Genomic DNA, 20,069 nt, shown 5'->3' on the forward strand with positions numbered 1-20,069 from the left:
CCCCCCCCCCACCCCGCCCCCCCCCCCGGTGGGGGGGGGGGGGGGGGGGGGGCCCCCCCCCCCCCCCCCCGCCGCCTCCTTGCGCCGCGTTCCCGCGCCTGTTCTCGCGCCGCCCACTCCCATGCGCCGTCCTCCCAGCGCTTAGGAGAGGGCCGCGTCCCTTTCCGCGGCGCGGACGCGGAGCGCGTCAGGCGAGCGCCGCCTGCCCCGCCCGCGCGCTCTCCCGGAGATCGGCGAGCACCTCGGAGAGGCGGTCCAGGCCGGCGGCGATCCAGGGCAGCGCCGCCGGGTCGGGGGAGGCGAGCGCGGCGAGCCGCTGCTCGTCGGTCTCCCCGTACAGCAGGCTCGGCGCGACCCGCAGGCGCAGCGCCTCGGCCGGCTCGCCGAACGAGCTTCCGGGCAGCACCCCCACCCCGTACCGCTCGAGGAGCAGCCCCGACAGGTCCGCCGACGTCCGCACCCCGTGCCCGGAGCGCAGCGCGTCCCGGAGCGGGCCGAGGTCGGGGTAGACGTAGAACGCGCCCTGCGGGGCCGGCACCCGGGCGCCCGCGGCGGCGAACCGGGCCGCGACCGCCCGCGTGACCGCCGCGTGCAGCCGCCGGCTGCGGTCGACGTGCTCGACCAGCTCCGGCGGCTCGGCGAAGGCGTACGCGGCGGCGTGCTGCACCGGGGCGGGCGCGCTCGACCAGATCTCGCTGGCGATGCCGAGCACGGCGGAGCGCAGCGCGGCGCCGAACGGGCCGTCCGGCAGCCGCGCCACCCCGAGCCGCCAGCCGCCGGCTGCCAGGCTCTTGCTCAGCGCGGTCGTCACCACGGTCCGCTCGGGCGCGAAGCGGGCGGGGCTCGGCACGGCGCGGTCCCGGTCGTGCACCAGGTCGCGGTAGATCTCGTCGGAGACGATCACGAGGTCGAGGTCGCGCGCGGCGGCGCAGAGCCGCCGGACGGTCCGCTCGGAGGCGAGCGTGCCGGTCGGGTTGTCCGGCAGCGTCACGATCACGGTCCGGACGGTCCGCCCGGCGGCCCGCGCGCGCACCACCGCGTCGGCGAGCAGCGCGGGTCTCGGCACCCCGCCCTCGCCCGGCGGCGTCGCCACCCGGATCGGCCGCACCCCGGCCAGCGGCGCCTGCGCGGCGTAGCTCACCCAGCTCGGCGCGGGCACCACCGCGTCACCGCCGATCGCCATCAGCAGCGCGAACAGCAGCGGCTTGCTGCCGGGCCCGCACACCACGGCGGACGGGTCGGTGGGCAGCCCCCGCCGCGCCCAGTACCCGGCGGCCGCGGCGTGCAGGGCGGCCGACCCGGCGACCGGCCCGTAACCGCCGCGCGGAGCGGCGGCGGCGAGCTCGCGGGTCAGCGCGGGGTGGATCGGGATGCCGGCCTCGCCGAACCCGAGCGGCAGCACCCGTACGCCTTCGCGGCGCTTGCGGGCGAGCGCCTCGTTCACCGCGAGGGTCGGCGACAGCGGGACGGCGCGCGGCGCGAACGACACCGGCCGGGCCGGGCCGGACGCCGCGCGCGGATCGGAGGGATCGGAGGTGTCGGAGGGAAGGGACGGGCGGCCGGCCGGGCGGTCGTGCGCGGGCGGGTTCTGGGCATGCATCGACGCTCCAAGAAAGGCATGAGGGCATGACTGCATAACGGTGGGTGGCGGAAGGATCCCCCTGAGTGACCCGGCCGGGCTCGTTTCATGCTTTCCCGCTTTCAGCATCATCACAAGCGAGTCTCGGCGATGGTGACCGTAAGCTGGACTGATGCTGGAAGTGCGCCGCCTGCGGCTGCTCGCCGAATTCGCCCGCCGCGGCAGCATCGCCGCGACCGCCGCCGCCCTCGGCTACACGCCGTCGGCCGTGTCCCAGCAGCTGGCCGCGCTGGAGCGGGAGGCGCACGTCCCGCTGCTCGACCGGACGGCCCGCAGCGCGGAGCTGACCGACGCCGGGCGGCGCCTCGCCGCCCGGGCCGAGGAGATCCTGAGCCTGGTGGAGACCGCGGAGGCGGAGCTGTCCGCGCAGGCCGACACCCCCACGGGCCGGGTGGTGGTCACGGCGTTCCCGACCGCGGCCGTCGCGTTCGCCCCCGCGCTGGCGCACAGCCTGGGCGCCCACCCCGGCCTGACCTTCGTGCTGCGGCAGACCCGCCCGGGCGACGGCGTCCGCCAGGTGCAGAACGGCGAGGTCGACATCGCGCTGATCGACGACTGGACGGGCAAGGTCCCCGACCAGTCCCCGGCGGTGCTGGAGTTCTTCCACCTGCGCCGCGACCCGCTCGTCCTGGTCGTCCCGGCCGGGCACCCGATGTCGGACCCGGACCGCCCGGTGGACCTGCAGCAGCTGCGGGAGGAGCCGTGGATGGCGGCGCCGCCGGGCGAGCCGTCCCGGCAGGCCGTCGAGCGGCTGCTGGACACCGTCGGCGGCGCCCGGCCCGTGCCCTGGGAGTTCGAGGGCCTGCACACGATCCTCAGCCTGGTGGCGCGGGGGATCGGCATCACCGCCGTGCCCGCGCTGGCGCTGGCCGCCGGCGACCAGGGCGTGGCGGTGCGCCGGATCCCCGAATGCACGCTGGCCAGGGAGGTGTACGCGGTGACGCGGCGGGCGAGCGTGCGGCGCCCGTCGGTGGCGGTGACGCTGCGCGCGATCTACGCGGCGGCCCGCGACGCCCAGCCCGCGGCCCCGCCGGCGTGATCGCGGGGGTGATCGCGGGCGTGGCCGCATCCGGCCGGTTCCGCGCACGGCCCGCACCAAGAGCCGGATAAATCCGAACTAACAGACAAAACGGCTCAATAGATCGCTCTCTGGCGGGAAGTCGCAGATGAGACAGCAGACCGGCGGACGGGTCGGAACACGGACCCCTCCAGGTTCGTCAAAACGGACGGACGCGAGCGGATCATCACGTACGGTGGTGCGAATCGCGACGCCGACCCAGGCCATGCACACCCAGAGCATGCACACCCAAACCGTGCACAGGGCCGTACAACGGGCCGTGCACCAGTCCTTGCACACCGATCGGGGAGCGCTGCACTCGATGGAACCACCAGCGACGACGCCGGCCGTCATGGCGGCCGGGCCCTCCGGCGCGACGGCCCTGGCCGTGGTCGCCGAGGGCGGCGGGCACCACCACTTCGAACTGCCGCGGATCCGGGCGCTGCTGCTGCACGCGCTCCCGCGCTTCGCCGAGGGGGTGGTCGCGCCTGTCGCGGTGTTCTACGCCGCGCTGGCGATGCTGGGGCTGAACGGCGCGCTCGCCGCGGCGGTCGCCTGGGTGTACGGGGGCATCATCTTCCGCTACCTGCGCGGGCACCCCGTCTCCGGGATGCTGCTGCTGGCCGCGGTCGGCGTGACCGTGCGGGCGGCCCTGGCGGCGGCCACGCACAGCGCCGTCGTCTACTTCCTGCAGCCGACGCTCGGCACGCTGATGGTCAGCATGGCCTTCCTCGCCTCCGTCCCGCTCGGCCGGCCGCTGGCGATGAAGCTCGCCCGCGACATGGTGCCGATCCCCGAGGCGTTCTTCCGGCACGACAAGGTGCACCAGTTCTTCCTGCGCATCTCGCTGCTGTGGTCGATGGTGCTGTTCGTCAACGTCGCGCTCAGCCTCTGGATGCTGTTCAACGAGTCGCTCGGCACCTACCTGTGGCTGCGCACCGGCATGGTCGCCGGGCTCGGCGCGCTGGGCGTCGCCGTCTCGGTGCTGGGCTTCAAGCGGCTCCTGCGGCACGTGAACCGCGAGCCCGCCGCCGCGGCCTGACCGGCGCCCTGCCCTGACCGGCGTCCCGGCCGCTCTCCGCACGCCCTGAGCTGCGATTCCCCCACTCCGGCGCGAACTTTTCCGGCCCCTGGGCCATCTCCCTTTGTACGGGCATTCACCGAAGACGGGTGAGTCTTGGGACTTGGGGGAGTTTCGTGGCGATCAAGGGGCGGTCGGCAGCGGCGGCGTTCGGGGGAGCGGGCGCGGTGGCGCTGCTCGCGGCCGGGTGCGGCATCGGCGGCACGGGGGTGCTGTCGGCGGGCGAGTCCGACACCACGGTGACGATCACGCCGGCGAGCGGGACCCAGCGGGTCGCGCCGGACGCGCCGATCCGGGTGAAGGCGTCCGGCGGAAAGCTGGCGAAGGTGACCGTCCAGGGGAACAAGGGCTCGGCCGTCACCGGCGAGCTCGCCGGGAACCGCAAGTCCTGGTCGTCCACCCGGACCATGACGCCCGGCGCGTCCTACACCGTCACCGCGCAGGCGAAGAGCGGAGGGAAGCTCCGCACCGTGACCAGCTCGTTCACCGTGCTGACGCCGGCCCGGACCCTGTCGATCAGCGACGTCACGCCGAGCCTGCCGGGCGAGAAGGTCGGCGTCGGGATGCCGATCATCCTGCACTTCGACCGCCCGGTCGCAGACAAGGCCGCGGTGGAGAAGGCCCTGCACGTCACCGCGGACAAGCCGGTCGAGGGCGCCTGGCGGTGGATCGGGTCCGACCAGGTCGTCTACCGCACGAAGACGTACTGGCAGCCGCACCAGAACGTCCGGTTCCGCGCCGACCTCGCGGGCGTTAACGCCGGAGGCGGCGTCTACGGGGCCGCGGACGCCGCCGAGACGATCACCATCGGGGCCGCGCAGGTCACCACCGGCGACATCGGCGGCCACCACATGACGGTGACGCGGGACGGCCGCAAGCTGCGGACGGTCCCGTTCAGCGCAGGCAACGGCCAGACGCGGGAGTTCACCACCACCAGCGGCGTCCACCTGCTGATGGACAAGGGCAACCCGGTCACGATGACCTCGCCCGGCCGGCAGCCCGGCGACCCGGGCTACTACCAGGAGGTCGTCGACTTCGCGGTGCGCTTCTCCGACAGCGGCGAGTACGTCCACTCGGCGCCCTGGTCGGTGGGGTCGCAGGGGTCGGCGAACGTCAGCCACGGCTGCCTGAACGTCAGCCCGTCCGACGCCCAGTGGTTCTACGGCATCGCCCAGCGCGGCGACGTGCTCGATCTCACCGGCTCCGACCGCGCGGTCGAGTGGGACAACGGCTGGAGCTTCTGGCAGCTGCCGTTCGCGAAGTGGAAGGAGGGCAGCGCCCTTGCCTGACCGCGCGCTACGGACCGTGTCCACTTGCAACGCTTTGATCTCGGACTGCCGCCAAAACCGCGGGTCATGGCGTGATCGCCGGATTTTGTCGCTAATGTCACTGGGATAGACGGCGGGGTTCTGGAGGTTTGAGGTGCAGCGGAGGGTGTCCGCGGGTGTCCGGGCCGGTGCGGGGATGGCGGGGGCCGTACTGCTCCTCACGACCGCCTGCTCGGGCGGCGAGAAGGAGCACGGCGTCCCGGTCGGCGAGAAGGGCGACGCCGCCGTCCCGCAGGTGACGATCGACCCCGGCAACGGCAACGGGAAGGCCGCGCCGGAGCACGGCGTCACCGTCACGGCGGCCGGCGGCACGCTGCAGCAGGTCACCGTCACCCGCAAGGGCAAGCCGGTGGACGGCGCGATGGCGGCCGACAAGAAGAGCTGGAAGTCGCGCACGCTGGTCCCCGGCTCGAAGTACCAGGTGTCCGCGGTCGCCGTCAGCCCCAAGGGCAAGTCGGCCACCGTCACCTCCACGTTCACGACGCTGAAGGCGGCCAACGAGCTGGACATCAGCGACGTCTCGCCGACCAAGGGGGAGAAGGTCGGCGTTGGGATGCCGATCATCGTCACCTTCAACCGGGCGGTCGGCGACAAGAAGGCGGTCGAGCGCGCGCTGGAGGTGAAGTCGACCAAGCCCGCGACCGGCGCCTGGCGCTGGGTCGGCGACACGCAGGTCATCTTCCGGACGGAGAACGGCCACTACTGGGAGCCCAACCAGAAGGTCACCTTCACCGCGAAGCTGGCGGGCGTGAAGTCGGGCAAGAAGACCTACGGGACGAGCGACTTCACCCGCAAGTTCAGCATCGGCGACGCGCACATCATCAAGGCGAGCACCAAGACCCACCACCTGACCGTCACCAAGAACGGCAAGAAGGTGAAGAGCTGGCCGATCAGCGCGGGCCGCGGCGGCCGCGTGGTCAACGGGGTGGACACCTACGCCACCACCAGCGGCATCCACCTGACCATGGGCAAGGAGAATCCGGCGATCATGACGTCGGAGTGGATGGGCGTGAAGCCGGACGAGCCGGGCGGCTACAAGGAGGTCATCCCGTTCGCGGTGCGGATCTCCAACAGCGGCGAGTACATCCACTCGATGGCCTCGACGGTGTGGGCGCAGGGCCACCAGAACGTCAGCCACGGTTGCGTGAACTCCCCGCCCGCCGCCGCCCGCTGGTTCTACCACTTCTCCTACCGCGGCGACCCGGTGATCATCACCGGCACCAGCCGCAAGCTGGAGCCGGACAACGGCTGGGGCTACTACCAGATGTCCTGGAAGAAGTGGGTGAAGGGCAGCGCCCTGGACCGCACCGTCACCACCGGCTGACGGCCCGCGCGCGACGCGCCGAGGCGGCGCTCCCCGTCAAGGGGGCGCCGCCCGCGCTTTCCGGGCGCCGCCCCGCGTCTCAGGCGCGCTCGATCAGGCCCCGGACGTAGGCGGCCTGCCCGGCGTGCTGGAGGTCGTCGGAGATCACGCTGATCAGCCGCACCGCGAGCGTGACGGGCGGATCCCAGGCCGTGTCGACGATCCGTTCGAAGTCCTTGCCGGTGAGCGTGCCGACGTACTCGACGGTCCGGTCGTGCACGGCGTCGTGGTAGCCGGTGAGCAGGTCCGCGGAGCCGACGCGGACGGCCGCGACCTGGTCGGGGTCGTGGCCGTAGCCGGTCTCGGACGGGGCGAGCGGCAGCGCGAACCGGTCCGCCCAGCCGGCGGACGTCCACACCTGCTCGCTGCCCGCGGCGTCGGCGATGTGGTCGTCCTGCACGCGGGTGAGATGCCAGACGAGCCAGGCGATGGGATTGGCCTCGGCGTCGGGGCGCAGGGAGAGCTGGTCCGGGGTGAGGCCGTCGACGGCGTCGCGGACGACCTCCTGGATCCGGTCGAAGGCATCGGTGAGCAGTTCCGCACTGGTCATTTCTCCGACGCTACCCCGCGCGCGTCCGCTTGTGGCGGAAGGTGTCCGCTCAAAGCGGAGGGGCGGATGGGGCGCGGCGGGACCGCGCCAGGATGGGGCGATGGTGAGCACACGCCTCGAAGACGCGACCGAACTGCCGGGCGGCCTGCTCGTCAGGGGCCGGGGGCTGCGGCGGCCCGCGCCGGGCGGCCCCGCGCCCGGCTACGGCCTGTACCTCGGTTCGGGCCGGCTCCGCTCCCGCCACGACGCGTCGCTGGACTGGCCGCACGCCTGGATCGACTGGCCGGACTTCCTGCTGCCCCGCGACCGGGAGGGCGCCGTCGCGCTGATCCGCGACCTGCACGCGCGGGCCGCCGCCGGCGAGCGGGTCGAGGTCGCCTGCGGCGGCGGTGTCGGCCGCACGGGCACGGTGATCGCCTGCCTGGCCGTGCTGTCCGGGGTGCCGGCCGACCGCGCCGTCGCCTGGACGCGCGCGAACTACCACCGCAAGGCGGTCGAAACGCCCTGGCAGCGGCGCTGGGTGCTGCGCTTCCCGCAGGAGTAGCGCGGGCTAAGCCGCGACCGGGTCAGCGGTCGCGTCCGCCGTGCGCCTGCGGTACATGAGGCTCGCCGCGGACGGCCCGGCGACGAGCAGCGCGCAGAGCCGGGCGAACCGCCCCGCGGCGCCGGGCGCGCCGGCCGCCGCCAGGGCGGCCGGGACGCCCATGACGAGGAACGTGATCCCCCACGGCCCGGTCAGCGACGCGAGCTGCACGACCGGCGGGACGTCCGCCTGCGTGTAGGCCAGGCTCAGCCACGCGCCGTGCGGCGCCGCCACCGCGGCGCGAGCCACAGGACGGGCAGCGGCCCGAGCCAGGTGAGCGCGACCACGGGATGCAGCCCGGTGCCGAACAGCAGCAGGACGGACGACAGCAGCGTCGAGACGATGACGGTCATGGACCGAGCGTCGGCCCCGCGGGCCCGCCGCCGCGTCGCCCGGACGAGGGAGCTCGCGCCTCACTCCCTGGGCCCGGGCCGCCTCGGTCGGCGCGGCGGCGGGCGCCCGCCGCGCCTCAGTCGGCCGGGCCGCCGGGGACGACCAGCCCCGACTCGTAGGCGAACACGACCGCCTGCACCCGGTCCCGCAGCCCGAGCTTGTCCAGCACGTGGCTGACGTGCGTCTTGACGGTGTGCTCGCTGATGACCATCGCCTCGGCGATCTCCGCGTTGGAGCGGCCCCGCGCCACCCGTGGCGCGCCTCACTCGCGCGGGTGATGCGCCGCCTCGTCCCCGCGGACGGGACGGGCCGGCTGGAGCGGCCGCCCGTCGCTGTGCGCCGCCAACGCGGCCGGGACGCGGGACGGCAGCCGGACGGTGACGACCAGGCCCCCGCCGGGACGCGGCTCGGCCGTCACCGTCCCGCCGTGCGCGCCCGCGATCGCGCGGACGATCGACAGGCCGAGGCCCGACCCCCGGTCCGAGCGCACCCGGTCGTTGCCGAGCCGGCGGAACGGCTCGAAGATCGTCTCGATCTCGTAGGCCGGCACCGCGGGCCCGGTGTTGGCGACCCGCACCTCCGCCCGGCCGTCCCGGCCGCGCGTCGACACCCACAGCTCGCCGCCCTCGTGGTTGTGCCGGATCGCGTTCTCCACGAGGTTCTGCACGAGCCGCTCCACCAGGACCGGGTCGCCGGAGGTGGGCGCGGGGCCGAGCCGCCGGTCCGGGGTGACGCCGCGCGCGCGGGCCTCCGCCGCCGCCTGGTCCAGGACGTGCCCGGCGACGTCCGCCAGGTCCAGCGGGTCGGTGCCGGCCTCGGTGTTCTCCGTCCCGGCGAGCGTGAGCAGCCCGTCGATCAGCCGCTCGTGCCGGGTGTTGACGACCAGCAGCGACTCGCCGAGCCGCTTGACGTCGTCGGTCGCGTCCGGGCGGCGGACCGCGACGTCCACCAGCGTCCGGTTGATCGCGAGCGGCGTGCGCAGCTCGTGCGAGGCGTTCGCGACGAACCGCCGCTGCCCGTCGAACGCGCGGGCGAGCCGGCCGAGCATGGTGTCGAACGCGTCCGCCAGCTCCTTGACGTCGTCGCGGGGCCCCTCGTAGCCGATCCGCTCGGTGAGGTCGTGGCTGCGCGCCACCCGCCCCGCCGTCTCGGTGATCTTGTGGACGGGCCGCAGCGCCCGGTCCGCCAGCAGCCAGCCGAACCCGAGCCCGGCCGCGCCGACCAGCCCGAGCGCGATCCCGCCCTGCGTCAGCAGCGCGTTCAGCGTGTCGTCCTTGTAGTCGCGCTTGGCCTTCACCAGCACGCCCTGCACCTGGTTCGGCGTCAGCGACTCGGTGGTGCCGGGGGCGGCGGCGCCGACGGGCGCCTGCGCGAACACCCGGTCCTCGGCCCCGCTCGGCCCGGACCTGCTGAGCTCCATGGCGCCGGAGTGCTGGGCGAGGTTGTTCTCCACCAGCAGGTACGTCAGCCCGAGCAGGACGATGCCGGCGCCGAGGAACAGGCCGGTGTACAGCAGGGTGAGGCGCATCCGGATGGTGGGGCGGACGCGTTCGGCGAGACTCGTCACGGGATCCGGTACCCCGCTCCCGGCACGGTCTCGATGACCTGCGGCTCACCGAGCTTGCGGCGCAGCTTCATCAGCGTCACCCGCACCGTGTTGGTGAACGGGTCGGTGTGCTCGTCCCACACCTTCTCCAGCAGCCGCTCCGCCGACACGATCGTCCCGTCGGCGCGCATCAGCTCGGCGAGCAGCCCGAACTCCTTGCGCGCCAGCCGCACGTACCGGCCGTCCCGCACGACCTCCTGGCGGGACGGGTCGAGCCGGATGCCCGCGCGCTCCAGCGCGGGCGGCGCCGCCGGGCGGGCCCGCCGGCCGAGCGCGAGGATCCGCGCCACCAGCTCCTCGAACGCGAACGGCTTGGTCAGGTAGTCGTCCGCGCCGATCCGCAGCCCGTCGACCCGCGCCGGAACGGCCGCGGCGGCCGTCAGCATCAGCACCCGCACCAGCGCCCCCGAGTCCACGACCGCGCGGCACACATCGTCGCCGTGCACCACCGGCAGGTCCCGGTCCAGGACCAGGACGTCGTAGTCGTTGACGCCGAGCCGCTCCAGCGCCGCGTCCCCGTCGTACACCACGTCCACCGCCAGCGCCTCCGCCCGCAGGCCCTCGGCGATCGAGTCGGCGAGCATCCGCTCGTCCTCGGCGACCAATACGCGCACCGTGCAGTCCTCCGCCCAGCCCGTGACCTGTCCGGCGCCCAGCCTCCGGCATCGGGCGTAACGCCGGCGTAACGAGATCCGGTTACGGCGGGGTTACCCGGCGGCCGGTGGACTTGCGGGCACCGCCGGCGTCCGCCCGGCGGTCCGGAGGAGACCGACCGATGAAACGGAACAAGCTCGCGATGCTGGCCCTGCTCCCCGCCCTCGCCCTGGGCCTCCAGGGCTGCGGCGGGAAGGACGGCGGCGGGACCGGCGCCGCCTCCCAGAAGGCGAGCGACGAGGCCAAGATGCGCAAGTTCGCGCAGTGCATGCGCGACAACGGCGTCGACATGGAGGACCCGAAGGACGGCCGGGTCTCGATCAAGGTGAGCGCCAAACCGTCCGGCGGCGGCCCGGGGACCACCGACTCCACCGTCCAGGCGGCGCAGAAGAAGTGCGCCCACCTCATGCCGAACGGCGGGAAGCCCAGCAAGCCGTCCGCGGCGGACCTGGCCAAGTTGCGCGCCTTCTCCAAGTGCATGCGCGACCACGGCATCACCGCCTTCCCGGACCCGAAGCCGGACGGCGGCATGCTGCTGCAGGCCGGCAAGGGCACGGGGATCGACCCGCAGAGCCAGACCTTCAAGGCCGCCGAGAAGGCGTGCCAGAAGTACCAGCCGGGCGGCGGCAAGGGCGACACGAGGTTCTCCGCCGGGGGCGGAGAGTGAGCCGGAGGCGCACGGCCGTGCTCGGCGCGGCCGGCGTGGTGGTCGTCGGCGGCGCCGGGCTCGCCGCCGCCGGGCTGGGCGGCGGCGACGGGCCGTCCGCCCGGCACGGCGCGCTGCCGCCCGCGACGGCGCCGGTCGAGCGCACCACGCTCGTCGAGACCCAGAAGGTCGACGGGACGCTCGGCTACGGCACGTCCCGCACCGTGTCCGCCCAGGGGCGCGGCACGCTCACCTGGCTGGCCGGGGAAGGCGCCGTGATCACCCGCGGGCGCCCGGTGTACAAGGTCGACAACAAGCCCGTGCCGCTGCTGTACGGGAAGCTGCCCCTCTACCGGACCCTCTCCGACGGCACGAAGGGCACCGACGTCCTGCAGTTCGAGAAGAACCTCGCCGCCCTCGGCTACACCGGGTTCACCGTCGACAAGACCTACAGCTCCGCCACCGCCGACGCCGTCGAGCGCTGGCAGGACGACCTCGGCGTCGACGAGACCGGCAAGGTCGAACCGGGGTCCGTGGTGGTCGCGCCCGGCAGGATCCGCGTCGCCGACCACAAGGCGCAGGTCGGCGACAAGCTCGGCGGCCCCGTCCTCACCCGCACCGGCACCACCCGCGTGGTCGGCGTCGACCTGGACGTCCAGTACCAGCGGCTCGCCAAGACCGGCGCCAAGGTCGAGATCGTCCTGCCCGACGACCGCACCGCGCAGGGCGTCATCACCTCCGTCGGGAAGGTCGCCGAGCAGGGGCACGGCGACGACCCGACCACCGTCCACCTGACCATCGCCGTCAGCGGCCGGCAGTCGCTCGGCTCCTACGACAAGGCGCCCGTCAGTGTGAACCTGATCGCCGGCCGGCACCCCGGCGTCCTCGCCGTGCCCGTCGCCGCGCTCCTCGCGCAGGGCGACGGCGGCTACGCGGTGCAGGTCGTCCAGAACGGCGCGGTCCGCACGGTCTCCGTCGAGACCGGCGTGTTCGCCGGCGGGAAGGTCGAGGTCTCCGGATCCGGGCTGGCCGAGGGCATGAAGGTGGGGGTCCCCTCGTGACACCCGTCGTCGAACTGCGCGAGGTCACCAAGACCTACCCTGGCGGCGTCACCGCGCTGGACCGGGTGTCGGTCACCGTCGGGGCGGGCGAGCTCGTCGCGATCGCGGGGCCGTCCGGCTCCGGCAAGTCCACCATGCTGCACCTGCTCGGCACGCTCGACCGGCCGAGCGCCGGCACCGTGCTCGTCGAGGGGCGCGACGCGTCCGCGATGACCGACCGCCGGCTGTCGGCGCTGCGGGCCCGCCGCATCGGGTTCGTCTTCCAGCACTTCCACCTCGCGGCCGGCGTCGCCGCGCTCGACAACGTCGCCGACGGCCTGCTCTACGGGGGCGTGCCGCTCGCGCAGCGGCGCCGGCGGGCCCGGCTCGCACTCGAACGCGTCGGCCTCGGGCACCGCCTCGACCACCGGCCGCACCAGCTGTCCGGCGGCGAGCGGCAGCGCGTCGCCATCGCCCGCGCCGTCGTCGGCGAACCGGCGATCCTGCTGGCCGACGAGCCGACCGGCGCGCTGGACTCGGCGTCCGGCGCCGGCGTCCTCGGCCTGCTGCGCGAGCTGGCGGGCGGCGGCACCACCGTCGTCGTCATCACCCACGACCGCGACATCGCCGCGTCACTGCCCCGGCAGGTGCGGATGCGCGACGGGCGGATCGTCCACGACGACGCCGGACTGGAGGCCGCGCGATGACGCCCGCCGCACCGCACGCCAGGAGCGGCTACACCCCCGCCCGGCTCACCCCGCCCGACGTCCTGCGCGTCGGCGCCGCCGGGCTCCGCGCCCGCCCGCTGCGGGTGTTCCTGTCGGCCCTCGGCATCGCGATCGGCATCGCCGCCATGATCGCGGTGGTCGGGATCTCCACCTCCAGCCGCGCGCAGCTCCAGGCCACCCTGGACCGCCTCGGCACGAACCTGCTGACCGTGGCGCCCGGCAAGGACCTGTTCGGCGGCAACAGCGAGCTGCCCGAGGAGTCCACCGGCATGGTCGGGCGGATGGCCGACGTCGAGTCGGCGTCCGCCACCGGCAAGCTCGAGGACACCGACGTCTACCGCAACGACCACATACCCGAAGGCCAGACCGGCGGCATCTCGGTGCTCGCCGCGCGGCTGGACCTGCCCCGCACCATCGGCCTCACCATGGCCGCGGGAACCTGGCTGAACGCGGGCACCGCCCGCTACCCGGCCGTCGTCATCGGCGCCGACGCGGCGCAGGCGCTCGGCGTCTCCGCGCCCGGCGTCCAGGTCTGGCTCGGCGCGCAGTGGTTCACCGTCGTCGGGATCCTGAACCCGAACCAGCTCGCCCCGGAGCTCGACAGCGCCGCCCTGGTCGGCTGGGACGCCGCCGCGACCCACCTCGGCTTCGACGGCCACCCCACCACCGTCTACGCCCGCGCCCGCAAGGACGCGGTGGAGAAGGCGCAGAACCTGCTCGCCGCGACCGCCAACCCGCAGTCGCCCACCGAGGTCGAGGTCAGCCGCCCCTCCGACGCGCTCGCCGCGCAGAACGCCGCCGACGCGACGTTCACCGCGCTGCTGCTCGGCCTCGGCGGCGTCGCGCTGCTGGTCGGCGGCGTCGGCGTCGCCAACACCATGGTGATCTCCGTGCTGGAGCGCCGCGCCGAGATCGGGCTGCGCCGCTCACTCGGCGCGACCCGCGGCCAGGTCCGGCTGCAGTTCCTCACCGAGTCGCAGCTGCTCGCCGGGCTCGGCGGCGTCGGCGGCGTCGCGCTGGGCGCCGCGGTCACCGCCGTGTTCGCGGTGGCGCAGGGCTGGCCGACGGTCGTCCCGATCTGGGCGATGGCGGGAGGCGTGCTCGCCACGCTCCTCATCGGCGCCGTCGCCGGCCTCTACCCGGCGATCCGCGCCGCCCGCCTACCCCCGACCGAAGCCCTGGGGGCTGTGTAGATCCAGGGGGGCGACCCCCTGGAACCCGCGTCACGACCGAGAGGCTGTTTCCCCGCTCCGCTGGCGCTCCGCGGCGAAACAGCCTCTCGGTCGGCGGGCGTGCCCGCTGCGCTCGCTGCACTCGCTCCGCGTGCCCGCCCGTCTCTGCCCAGGGGGGCGACCCCCTGGGACTCTCTCCCCGTCACGGGCGGGGGCGGGGGTCTCAGCGGACGCCGTAGAGGTGTTCGAGGGCGAGTTGGTCGAGGCGTTCGAAGGCGGCGCCGCGGGCGGCGAGGGTTTCGATGTCGGGGGAGGCGTCGCGGACGGAGCGCCAGTCCTCGCCGTCGGCGAGGGTGGGGACGGCCAGCTCGTCGAGCTTCGCGGCGCGCAGGGCCTCCTGCACCTCGGGGTCGGCGCGGAAGGCGCGGGCCTTCTCGCGCAGGATCAGCCAGTTGCGCATGCAGGCCTTCGCCGACTCCCAGACGCCGGCGTCGTCCTCGGTGCGCGGCGGCTTGAAGTCGAAGTGGATCGGGCCGTCGTAGTCGGACTGCTCGATGAGGTCCACCACCCAGAACGCGCCGCGCGCGTTGCCGGCGCCGAAGCGCAGGTCCTGGTCGTAGCGGGGCCCGTGCTGGCCGTTCAGGTCGATGTGGAACAGCTTGCCCTGCCACAGGGCCTGGGCGAGGCCGTGCGCGTAGTTGAGGCCCGCCATCTCCTCGTGGCCGACCTCGGGGTTGAGGCCGACGTTCTCGGAGCGCTCGAGGGTCTGGATGAAGGCGAGGGCGTGGCCGATGGTGGGGAGCAGGATGTCGCCGCGGGGCTCGTTCGGCTTGGGCTCGATGGCGAAGCGCAGGTCGTGGCCCTGGTCGGCGACGTAGTCGCCGAGGACGTCGAACGCCTCCTTGTAACGGTCCAAGGCGGCGCGGACGTCCTTGGCGGCGCCGGACTCGGCGCCCTCCCGGCCGCCCCAGCACACGTAGGTCTTCGCGCCCAGCTCGGCGGCGAGGTCGAGGTTGTCCATGACCTTGCGCAGCGCGAACCGGCGGACGTCGCGGTCGTTGGCGGTGAACGCGCCGTCCTTGAAGATCGGGTGGGAGAACAGGTTGGTGGTCGCGGTCGTGACGACCAGGCCCGTCTCGTCCAGGGCCTTCTTGAACGCGTCGATCCTCTCCTGGCGCTCGGCGGGCGAGGCGTCGAAGTCGAACACGTCGTTGTCGTGGAAGTTGACGCCGTAGGCGCCGATCTTTGCGAGCTCGCGGACGGCGCGGTCGGCGGCCATCGGCGGGCGGGTGCCGGGGCCGAACACGTCGACGCCCTGCCAGCCGACCGTCCAGATGCCGAACGAGAACCGGTCCTGCGGTACGGGCGTGTAGTCGCTCATGGGTCTTCCTCTCAGATCTGCGGGGCGGCGTCGCGCAGCGCGGCGTAGCGCGCGCGGATCCGCTCCGCGTCCGCCGCGCGGTCGGTGGTGTGCTCGGTGGCGGGCGGCGCGGGCCAGCGCGGTGGTCCCGGCGTCCCGGCCAGCGCCCAGGCCGCCTGGCGGGCGGCGCCGAGCGCGACGTACTCGGCGGGTTCCGGCACGGTGACCGGCGTACCCAGGATCGCGGGGGCCAGCGCGCGGACGGCGGCCGAGCGCGCGCCGCCGCCGATGAGCAGGGTGCGGCGGGGCGTCACGCCCTGCGCCGCGAGGTGGCCGGCGGCGTCGGCGAGGGAGCACAGCAGCGCCTCGACGGCGGCCCGGGCGATGTTCTCGCGGGTGGCGTTGGACGTGGTCAGCCCGGCGAGCACGCCGGTGGCGCCGGGACGGTCGGGGGTGCGTTCGCCGTCGAGGTAGGGCAGCAGCGTGAGGCCGCCGGCGCCCGGTTCGGCGGCGAGCGCGAGCGCCGACAGCTCGTCCAGGCCCGCGCCGGTCATGGACGCGGCGGCCGTCAGGATCCGGGCCGCGTTCAGCGTGCAGACCAGGGGCAGGAACCGCCCGGTCGCGTCGGCGAACCCGGCGACCAGGCCGGACGGGTCGGCGGCGGGGACGTCCGCGACCGCGAACACGGTTCCGGACGTGCCGATCGACACCACGACGTCGCCGGGCTCCAGGCCGAGGCCGAGCGCGGCGGCCATGTTGTCGCCGGTGCCGGGGCCGAGCACCGCGCCCCAGGACGTCTCGCCGACCGCCTCGCCGGGGGCGGCGACGCGCGGCGGCGCGGCGTCGTGCCCGAGCGCGGCGCGCAGGAGGTCGGGCAGGTAGGAGCCGGTGGCGGGGGACCAGTAGCCGGTGCCGGACGCGTCGCCCCGGTCGGTGACCGGTTCGGCCGCGCCGAGCCGCCACGTCAGCCAGTCGTGCGGGAGCATCACCCGCTCGGTGCGGCGGGCGTTGCCCGGCTCGTGCTCGGCCATCCAGCGCAGCTTGCCGACGGTGAACGAGGCGAGCGGCACGCTTCCGGTCCGCTCCGCCCACGTCTTCGGGCCGCCGAACTCGGCGACCAGCGCGCGGGCCTGCGGCGCGGAGCGGGTGTCGTTCCATAGCAGCGCGGGCCGCACGACCTCCCCGCCGCCGTCGACCGCGACCATGCCGTGCTGCTGCGCGGCGACGGCGACCGCGTCGGCCCGTTCCAGCAGGTCGCGCATCCCGGCCAGCGCGTCCCACCAGTGCCGGGGATGGCATTCGGTGCCGTCCGGGTGCGGCGCCGACGCCTGCCCGACGACGGCGCCGTCCTCGGCGCGGCACAGCACGACCTTCGCCGACTGCGTCGACGAGTCGACGCCCGCCACCAGGGTCTCGGCCATCGCTCCTCTTTCGTAAAGACTTTGGACTAAAAAACCTAGCAGATGGCCCGGGACCCGCCCAGACACCGGATTGAATTAGGGTGGGTTCATGACGAAGTCCGGGAACGCGCCCGTCCGGCACGCGACGATGCGCGGGCGCAACCTCGCCGTCGTGCTGGAGCACGTCGCCCGGCACCAGCCCGTGACCCGGGCCCGGCTCGCCGAGCTGACCGGCTTCACCAAGACCACCGTCTCCAACCTCGTCGGCCTGCTGGAGGGCGCGGGCCTCGTCCGCGACGGCGCGCCCGTGCACGAGGGGGAGCGCGGCCGGCCCGGCGTCGGCGTCTCGATCGCCGGGGACGGCGCCGCCGGGCTCGGCCTGGAGGTCAACGTCGACTACCTCGCCGCCTGCGTGCTGGACCTCGGCAAGCAGGTCCGGTACCGGCACGTCGTCAGCGCCGACAACCGGGGCCGCGCGCCCGCCGACGTCCTCGCCGCGCTGGCGGCGCTCGCCGGGGAGGCCGTCACCGCCGTCGCGGGCCAGGGCCTCGCGGTCGCCGGCGCCGCCGTCGCGCTGCCCGGCCTGCTCGACCGCGAGCACGGCGTCGTCCGGCACGCCCCGAACCTCGGCTGGGCGGACGTCCCCGTCGCGCTGCCGGCCGGCGCCGCGCCGCTGCCGCCCGAGTACGACAACGAGGCGAACCTCGCCGCGCTCGGCGAGCTGTGGTTCGGCGGCGGCGCGCGGCTCGGCGACTTCGTGCACGTCTCGGGCGAGATCGGGATCGGCGCCGGCATCGTCGTGGACGGCCGGGTCTTCCGCGGCGCGCACGGCTTCGCCGGCGAGCTCGGCCATCTGGTCGCCGACCCGTCCGGGCCGCCGTGCTCGTGCGGCGGGCGCGGCTGCCTGGAGCAGATCGCCGGCCAGGAGGCGATGCTGCGCGCCGCCGGGATCCCGCAGGCGCGCGCGGTCACCGGCCCGGACGGCTCGGTGAACGCGCTCCTCGACCGGCTGAACGCCGGCGACGCCGCCGCGCTCGCCGCGGTGGACCGCGCGGGCCGCGCGCTCGGCGGCGCGCTCGCCTCCGCCGTCAACCTCATCGACCCGGACGCGATCGTCCTCGGCGGCGCCTTCTCGTCGCTCGCCGAGTGGATCCGGCCGCCGCTCGAAGGGGTCCTCGCCGCGGGGACCGGGTCGCTGCGCCGCGGCGTCCCGCACATCGAGGTGTCCGGGCTGGCGGAGGGCGCGGCGGTGCTCGGCGCGGCGGGCCTGGTGATCGAGCGGGTGATCGCCGACCCGGCGCTGCTGCTCTAGAGCGGGACGTACCCGAACCAGCCGAAGTCGGCGTGGTTCGTGCTCGGCCGGCCGTTGGACGTGGCGTAAAGGCCGACGAGGACACCGGTGAAACCGCCCGCGACCTGGCTGGTCAGGAAGTCGCCGTCGATGGGGTCGCCCAGCGGCTCCCAATGCCCCGGACGCGGGGCGTACGACGCCCGGTACCAGCGGCCGTGGGCCTCGAAACCAGGACGCGGGCGGCGGCGCGGTCGAGCAGCTCCTCGGGGACGGCGCCGCGCCGCACCTCCTCGATCAGCGGCGCGCCGTAGCAGCGGACGGTCGGCAGCTCCATGTCCACGCCGGCGCACTCCTCCGTCCGGCCCCAGCGCGGGTCGCGGACGACGTCCAGCACCGGCGCGAGGCCCTGGTGGACGCCCGACGCCCGCATGGCCGAGCCGATCGCGGCGGCCATCTCCTCGACCAGCCCGGGGTCGAACGTCGCGCCCCACGCGGGCGGGCTCGGGAAGATGGTCGCGCCCCACGTCATGAAGCCGTTGAGGCACTCCTCGTGCGCGATAGCCGGGATGCCGAACCGGTTGCCGGCGGCGACGCGGCGCTGCAGGTCGCGCCGCGCCCTCGGCCGCCGGGACGGGCGCCGTCCCGAACACGCGGGTGAGCTGCCCGATGCCGTGGCCGACCACCTCGTCCAGGGACGGCGCGGTCTCGTGCGAGTCGTCCTCCATCGGGGCGACGGGCGCGCCGGGCTCGGCGGGCATCGCCCAGAAGCCGGCGAGCTGCCCCGCCTTCTCCTCCGGCGTCATGCGGGCCGGCAGGTCGGCGACCCGCGCGGCGGCCGGCAGCGCGCGGTCCCGCCACGGTTCGCGGGCCGCGCGCGCGGCCGGGGCGGCTTCGGTCATCGTTCCTCCGTGTGGGCCGGCGGGGCGGTGGACGCGCGGACGCGCAGGTCGGTGGCCGGCTCCACGCGCGGGGTCAGCGGCGGGCGGCCGTTCAGCAGCTGCAGCAGGGTGCGGGCGGCGACGCGCCTGATGTTCCCGCCCGCGGTGGCGGTGCTGCCGCTGTTCGTCCTGCTGCGCTCGTTCGGGCTGCTCGACAACCCGCTCGGGGTGATCCTGCCGCAGGCCGCGTTCGCGCTGCCGATGACGCTCATCATCCTGCGGTCGTTCTTCCGGACGATCCCCGGCGAGCTGGAGGAGGCCGCCGTCATCGACGGCTGCGGCCGGTCCGGGTTCTTCTGGCGGATCCTGCTGCCGATGGCGCGGCCCGCGCTCGGCAGCGATGATCCCCGCGATCGCGTTCTACTCCGTCGCAGAGCGGCAGCTGATCGGCGGGCTGACCGCCGGCGCGACGAAGGGGTGACCGATCGCCCGGCTCACTCCGCGAAGGTCGCCAGCGCCTTGGCGAACAGGCCGGGGTCGTCCGCCATCGCCATGTGCCCCTGCCCGGGCAGCTCGACGACCTCGGCGCCGGGGACGATCCGGGCGAGCGCGTCCGCCGTCGCCCGCTGGTACGGCGGGCTCGTCTCGCCGACCAGCAGCCGCACCGGCACGCCGATCCCCGCGAACCGGGAGCAGCCCTCGATCCGCGGCACGCTCCCGCTCTCCCGGACGAGCGGCGGCGCGTTGCCCAGGCAGGCCGCCCAGAACCGGCGCGCGCCGCGCAGCGCGTCGACCTGCCGCCGCGACAGGCCCATCAGGTCGCGGAAGACCGCCGCGAGAAGCCGGTCGTGGTCGCCCTCGTCCGCGATCTCGCGGAGCCGCGCCAGTGCCTCGGGGGAGGCGGCCTCGTGCCAGGGCGTCGTGATCGGCGGCTCGTACAGGACGAGCCGCGCGATCGCGTCCGTCGCCGCGGCCGCGTGCAGGGAGCACAGCGCGCCGTAGGAGTGGCCGACGAGGAACACGTCGCCTCCGGCCGCCTCGGCGACGGCCGCGATGTCCTCGCCTTCGCGCTCGATGGCGTACGGGCCGCCCTCCCGGGCGCTGAGGCCGCGGCCCCGGCGGTCCAGCGCGTGGACGGTGAACCGCTCGGCGAGCCGCGGCAGCACGGGGGCCCAGCAGCGGCGGTCGGCGGCCGCGCCGTGCACGAGGACCAGCGGCGGGCCCGCCCCGGCCGTCTCGTACCCGACGATCGTCCCGTCCCTGGACTCGGCGAAACCGGTCTCGGTCACGCGGGGGAGCG

Annotated in this window: 21 protein-coding genes and 2 pseudogenes; 11 read left to right on the plus strand and 12 right to left on the minus strand. The window is 74.9% G+C overall.

Going from position 1 to position 20,069, the window contains the following annotated elements; all coding sequences use genetic code 11:
- Positions 1–187: 187 nt before the first annotated feature.
- Positions 188–1,600, minus strand: coding sequence for a pyridoxal phosphate-dependent aminotransferase (locus F8568_RS30555; RefSeq protein WP_151597160.1), 1,413 nt, complete (start codon positions 1,598–1,600; stop codon positions 188–190).
- Positions 1,601–1,751: 151 nt separating this feature from the next.
- Between F8568_RS30555 and F8568_RS30560 the strand changes: the two genes are divergently transcribed.
- The 4 genes from F8568_RS30560 to F8568_RS30575 all read left to right on the plus strand — a co-directional run bounded on the left by F8568_RS30560 (position 1,752) and on the right by F8568_RS30575 (position 6,429).
- The gene (locus F8568_RS30560) at positions 1,752–2,678 is read left to right on the plus strand and encodes a LysR family transcriptional regulator (RefSeq protein ID WP_151597161.1); all 927 of its coding nucleotides are present in this window, start codon (positions 1,752–1,754) and stop codon (positions 2,676–2,678) included.
- Between the two features lie 340 nt (positions 2,679–3,018).
- Positions 3,019–3,738: a VC0807 family protein gene (locus F8568_RS30565; protein ID WP_236009465.1), complete on the plus strand. Its 720-nt coding sequence runs from the start codon at positions 3,019–3,021 to the stop codon at positions 3,736–3,738.
- A gap of 155 nt (positions 3,739–3,893) precedes the next feature.
- Positions 3,894–5,066, plus strand: coding sequence for a L,D-transpeptidase (locus F8568_RS30570; RefSeq protein WP_151597162.1), 1,173 nt, complete (start codon positions 3,894–3,896; stop codon positions 5,064–5,066).
- A gap of 145 nt (positions 5,067–5,211) precedes the next feature.
- Positions 5,212–6,429, plus strand: coding sequence for a L,D-transpeptidase (locus F8568_RS30575; RefSeq protein WP_328601096.1), 1,218 nt, complete (start codon positions 5,212–5,214; stop codon positions 6,427–6,429).
- A 79-nt stretch (positions 6,430–6,508) separates the two neighbouring features.
- Here F8568_RS30575 and F8568_RS30580 read toward each other — a convergent pair whose 3' ends face one another.
- On the minus strand, positions 6,509–7,018 hold the full coding sequence (locus F8568_RS30580) for a mycothiol transferase (protein ID WP_151597164.1): 510 nt from the start codon (positions 7,016–7,018) through the stop codon (positions 6,509–6,511).
- A 100-nt stretch (positions 7,019–7,118) separates the two neighbouring features.
- On the opposite strand from F8568_RS30580, the gene F8568_RS30585 reads away from it, so the two are divergent.
- Positions 7,119–7,562 (plus strand): protein-tyrosine phosphatase family protein, encoded by a 444-nt coding sequence (locus F8568_RS30585; protein ID WP_151597165.1) that lies wholly within the window; start codon positions 7,119–7,121, stop codon positions 7,560–7,562.
- Between the two features lie 6 nt (positions 7,563–7,568).
- Here F8568_RS30585 and F8568_RS30590 read toward each other — a convergent pair whose 3' ends face one another.
- From F8568_RS30590 to F8568_RS30610, 5 genes and pseudogenes are all read right to left on the minus strand, one after another.
- Positions 7,569–7,835 carry a hypothetical protein gene (locus F8568_RS30590; protein ID WP_151597166.1) on the minus strand — a complete coding sequence of 89 codons (267 nt, stop codon included), beginning with the start codon at positions 7,833–7,835 and terminating at the stop codon, positions 7,569–7,571.
- Complete coding sequence (locus F8568_RS30595) at positions 7,808–7,954, minus strand: hypothetical protein (RefSeq protein ID WP_160573811.1); 147 nt, start codon at positions 7,952–7,954, stop codon at positions 7,808–7,810. The genes F8568_RS30590 and F8568_RS30595 overlap by 28 nt, the downstream gene beginning before the upstream one ends.
- Positions 7,955–8,070: 116 nt before the next feature.
- Positions 8,071–8,244 (minus strand): annotated as a pseudogene (locus F8568_RS30600) (response regulator transcription factor); the annotation flags it as partial.
- A 12-nt stretch (positions 8,245–8,256) separates the two neighbouring features.
- A complete protein-coding gene (locus tag F8568_RS30605; protein WP_328601097.1) occupies positions 8,257–9,561 on the minus strand; it encodes a sensor histidine kinase in 1,305 nt (434 codons plus the stop codon).
- Positions 9,558–10,214: a response regulator transcription factor gene (locus F8568_RS30610; RefSeq protein ID WP_151544884.1), complete on the minus strand. Its 657-nt coding sequence runs from the start codon at positions 10,212–10,214 to the stop codon at positions 9,558–9,560. Before F8568_RS30610 ends, F8568_RS30605 begins: the two co-directional genes overlap by 4 nt.
- 161 nt (positions 10,215–10,375) lie before the next feature.
- Between F8568_RS30610 and F8568_RS30615 the strand changes: the two genes are divergently transcribed.
- Genes F8568_RS30615 through F8568_RS30630 form a run of 4 tightly spaced genes read left to right on the plus strand, consistent with a single transcriptional unit; the run spans position 10,376 to position 13,861 of the window.
- Positions 10,376–10,921 carry a hypothetical protein gene (locus tag F8568_RS30615; RefSeq protein ID WP_202125550.1) on the plus strand — a complete coding sequence of 182 codons (546 nt, stop codon included), beginning with the start codon at positions 10,376–10,378 and terminating at the stop codon, positions 10,919–10,921.
- The gene (locus tag F8568_RS50690) at positions 10,918–11,961 is read left to right on the plus strand and encodes a peptidoglycan-binding protein (RefSeq protein WP_151597167.1); all 1,044 of its coding nucleotides are present in this window, start codon (positions 10,918–10,920) and stop codon (positions 11,959–11,961) included. Before F8568_RS30615 ends, F8568_RS50690 begins: the two co-directional genes overlap by 4 nt.
- Positions 11,958–12,647 carry an ABC transporter ATP-binding protein gene (locus F8568_RS30625; RefSeq protein ID WP_151597168.1) on the plus strand — a complete coding sequence of 230 codons (690 nt, stop codon included), beginning with the start codon at positions 11,958–11,960 and terminating at the stop codon, positions 12,645–12,647. Before F8568_RS50690 ends, F8568_RS30625 begins: the two co-directional genes overlap by 4 nt.
- A complete protein-coding gene (locus F8568_RS30630) occupies positions 12,644–13,861 on the plus strand; it encodes an ABC transporter permease (protein WP_151597169.1) in 1,218 nt (405 codons plus the stop codon). The genes F8568_RS30625 and F8568_RS30630 overlap by 4 nt, the downstream gene beginning before the upstream one ends.
- Positions 13,862–14,063: 202 nt before the next feature.
- Here the strand turns inward: F8568_RS30630 and xylA are convergent, their stop codons facing one another.
- Both xylA and xylB read right to left on the minus strand, forming a co-directional pair.
- Positions 14,064–15,221 (minus strand): xylose isomerase, encoded by a 1,158-nt coding sequence (gene xylA / locus F8568_RS30635; RefSeq protein WP_151597170.1) that lies wholly within the window; start codon positions 15,219–15,221, stop codon positions 14,064–14,066.
- 11 nt (positions 15,222–15,232) lie between these two features.
- Positions 15,233–16,621, minus strand: coding sequence for a xylulokinase (gene xylB / locus F8568_RS30640; protein WP_151597171.1), 1,389 nt, complete (start codon positions 16,619–16,621; stop codon positions 15,233–15,235).
- A gap of 88 nt (positions 16,622–16,709) precedes the next feature.
- On the opposite strand from xylB, the gene F8568_RS30645 reads away from it, so the two are divergent.
- The gene (locus F8568_RS30645) at positions 16,710–17,912 is read left to right on the plus strand and encodes an ROK family transcriptional regulator (RefSeq protein ID WP_151597172.1); all 1,203 of its coding nucleotides are present in this window, start codon (positions 16,710–16,712) and stop codon (positions 17,910–17,912) included.
- Here F8568_RS30645 and F8568_RS51180 read toward each other — a convergent pair.
- Positions 17,909–18,055: a beta-xylosidase family glycoside hydrolase gene (locus tag F8568_RS51180; RefSeq protein WP_407924500.1), complete on the minus strand. Its 147-nt coding sequence runs from the start codon at positions 18,053–18,055 to the stop codon at positions 17,909–17,911. The genes F8568_RS30645 and F8568_RS51180 overlap by 4 nt on opposite strands.
- Positions 18,025–18,495: a glycoside hydrolase family 3 N-terminal domain-containing protein gene (locus F8568_RS50695; protein WP_328601103.1), complete on the minus strand. Its 471-nt coding sequence runs from the start codon at positions 18,493–18,495 to the stop codon at positions 18,025–18,027. Before F8568_RS50695 ends, F8568_RS51180 begins: the two co-directional genes overlap by 31 nt.
- 424 nt (positions 18,496–18,919) lie before the next feature.
- On the opposite strand from F8568_RS50695, the pseudogene F8568_RS48795 reads away from it, so the two are divergent.
- Positions 18,920–19,099, plus strand: a pseudogene (locus tag F8568_RS48795) (carbohydrate ABC transporter permease); the annotation flags it as partial.
- Between the two features lie 164 nt (positions 19,100–19,263).
- Here the strand turns inward: F8568_RS48795 and F8568_RS30665 are convergent.
- Positions 19,264–20,058, minus strand: a complete 795-nt coding sequence (locus F8568_RS30665; protein WP_202125551.1) for an alpha/beta fold hydrolase — start codon at positions 20,056–20,058, stop codon at positions 19,264–19,266.
- Between the last annotated feature and the right edge of the window lie 11 nt (positions 20,059–20,069).

Origin of the sequence: Actinomadura physcomitrii, from assembly GCF_008923205.2 — a bacterium.
Taxonomy (GTDB): domain Bacteria; phylum Actinomycetota; class Actinomycetes; order Streptosporangiales; family Streptosporangiaceae; genus Spirillospora; species Spirillospora physcomitrii.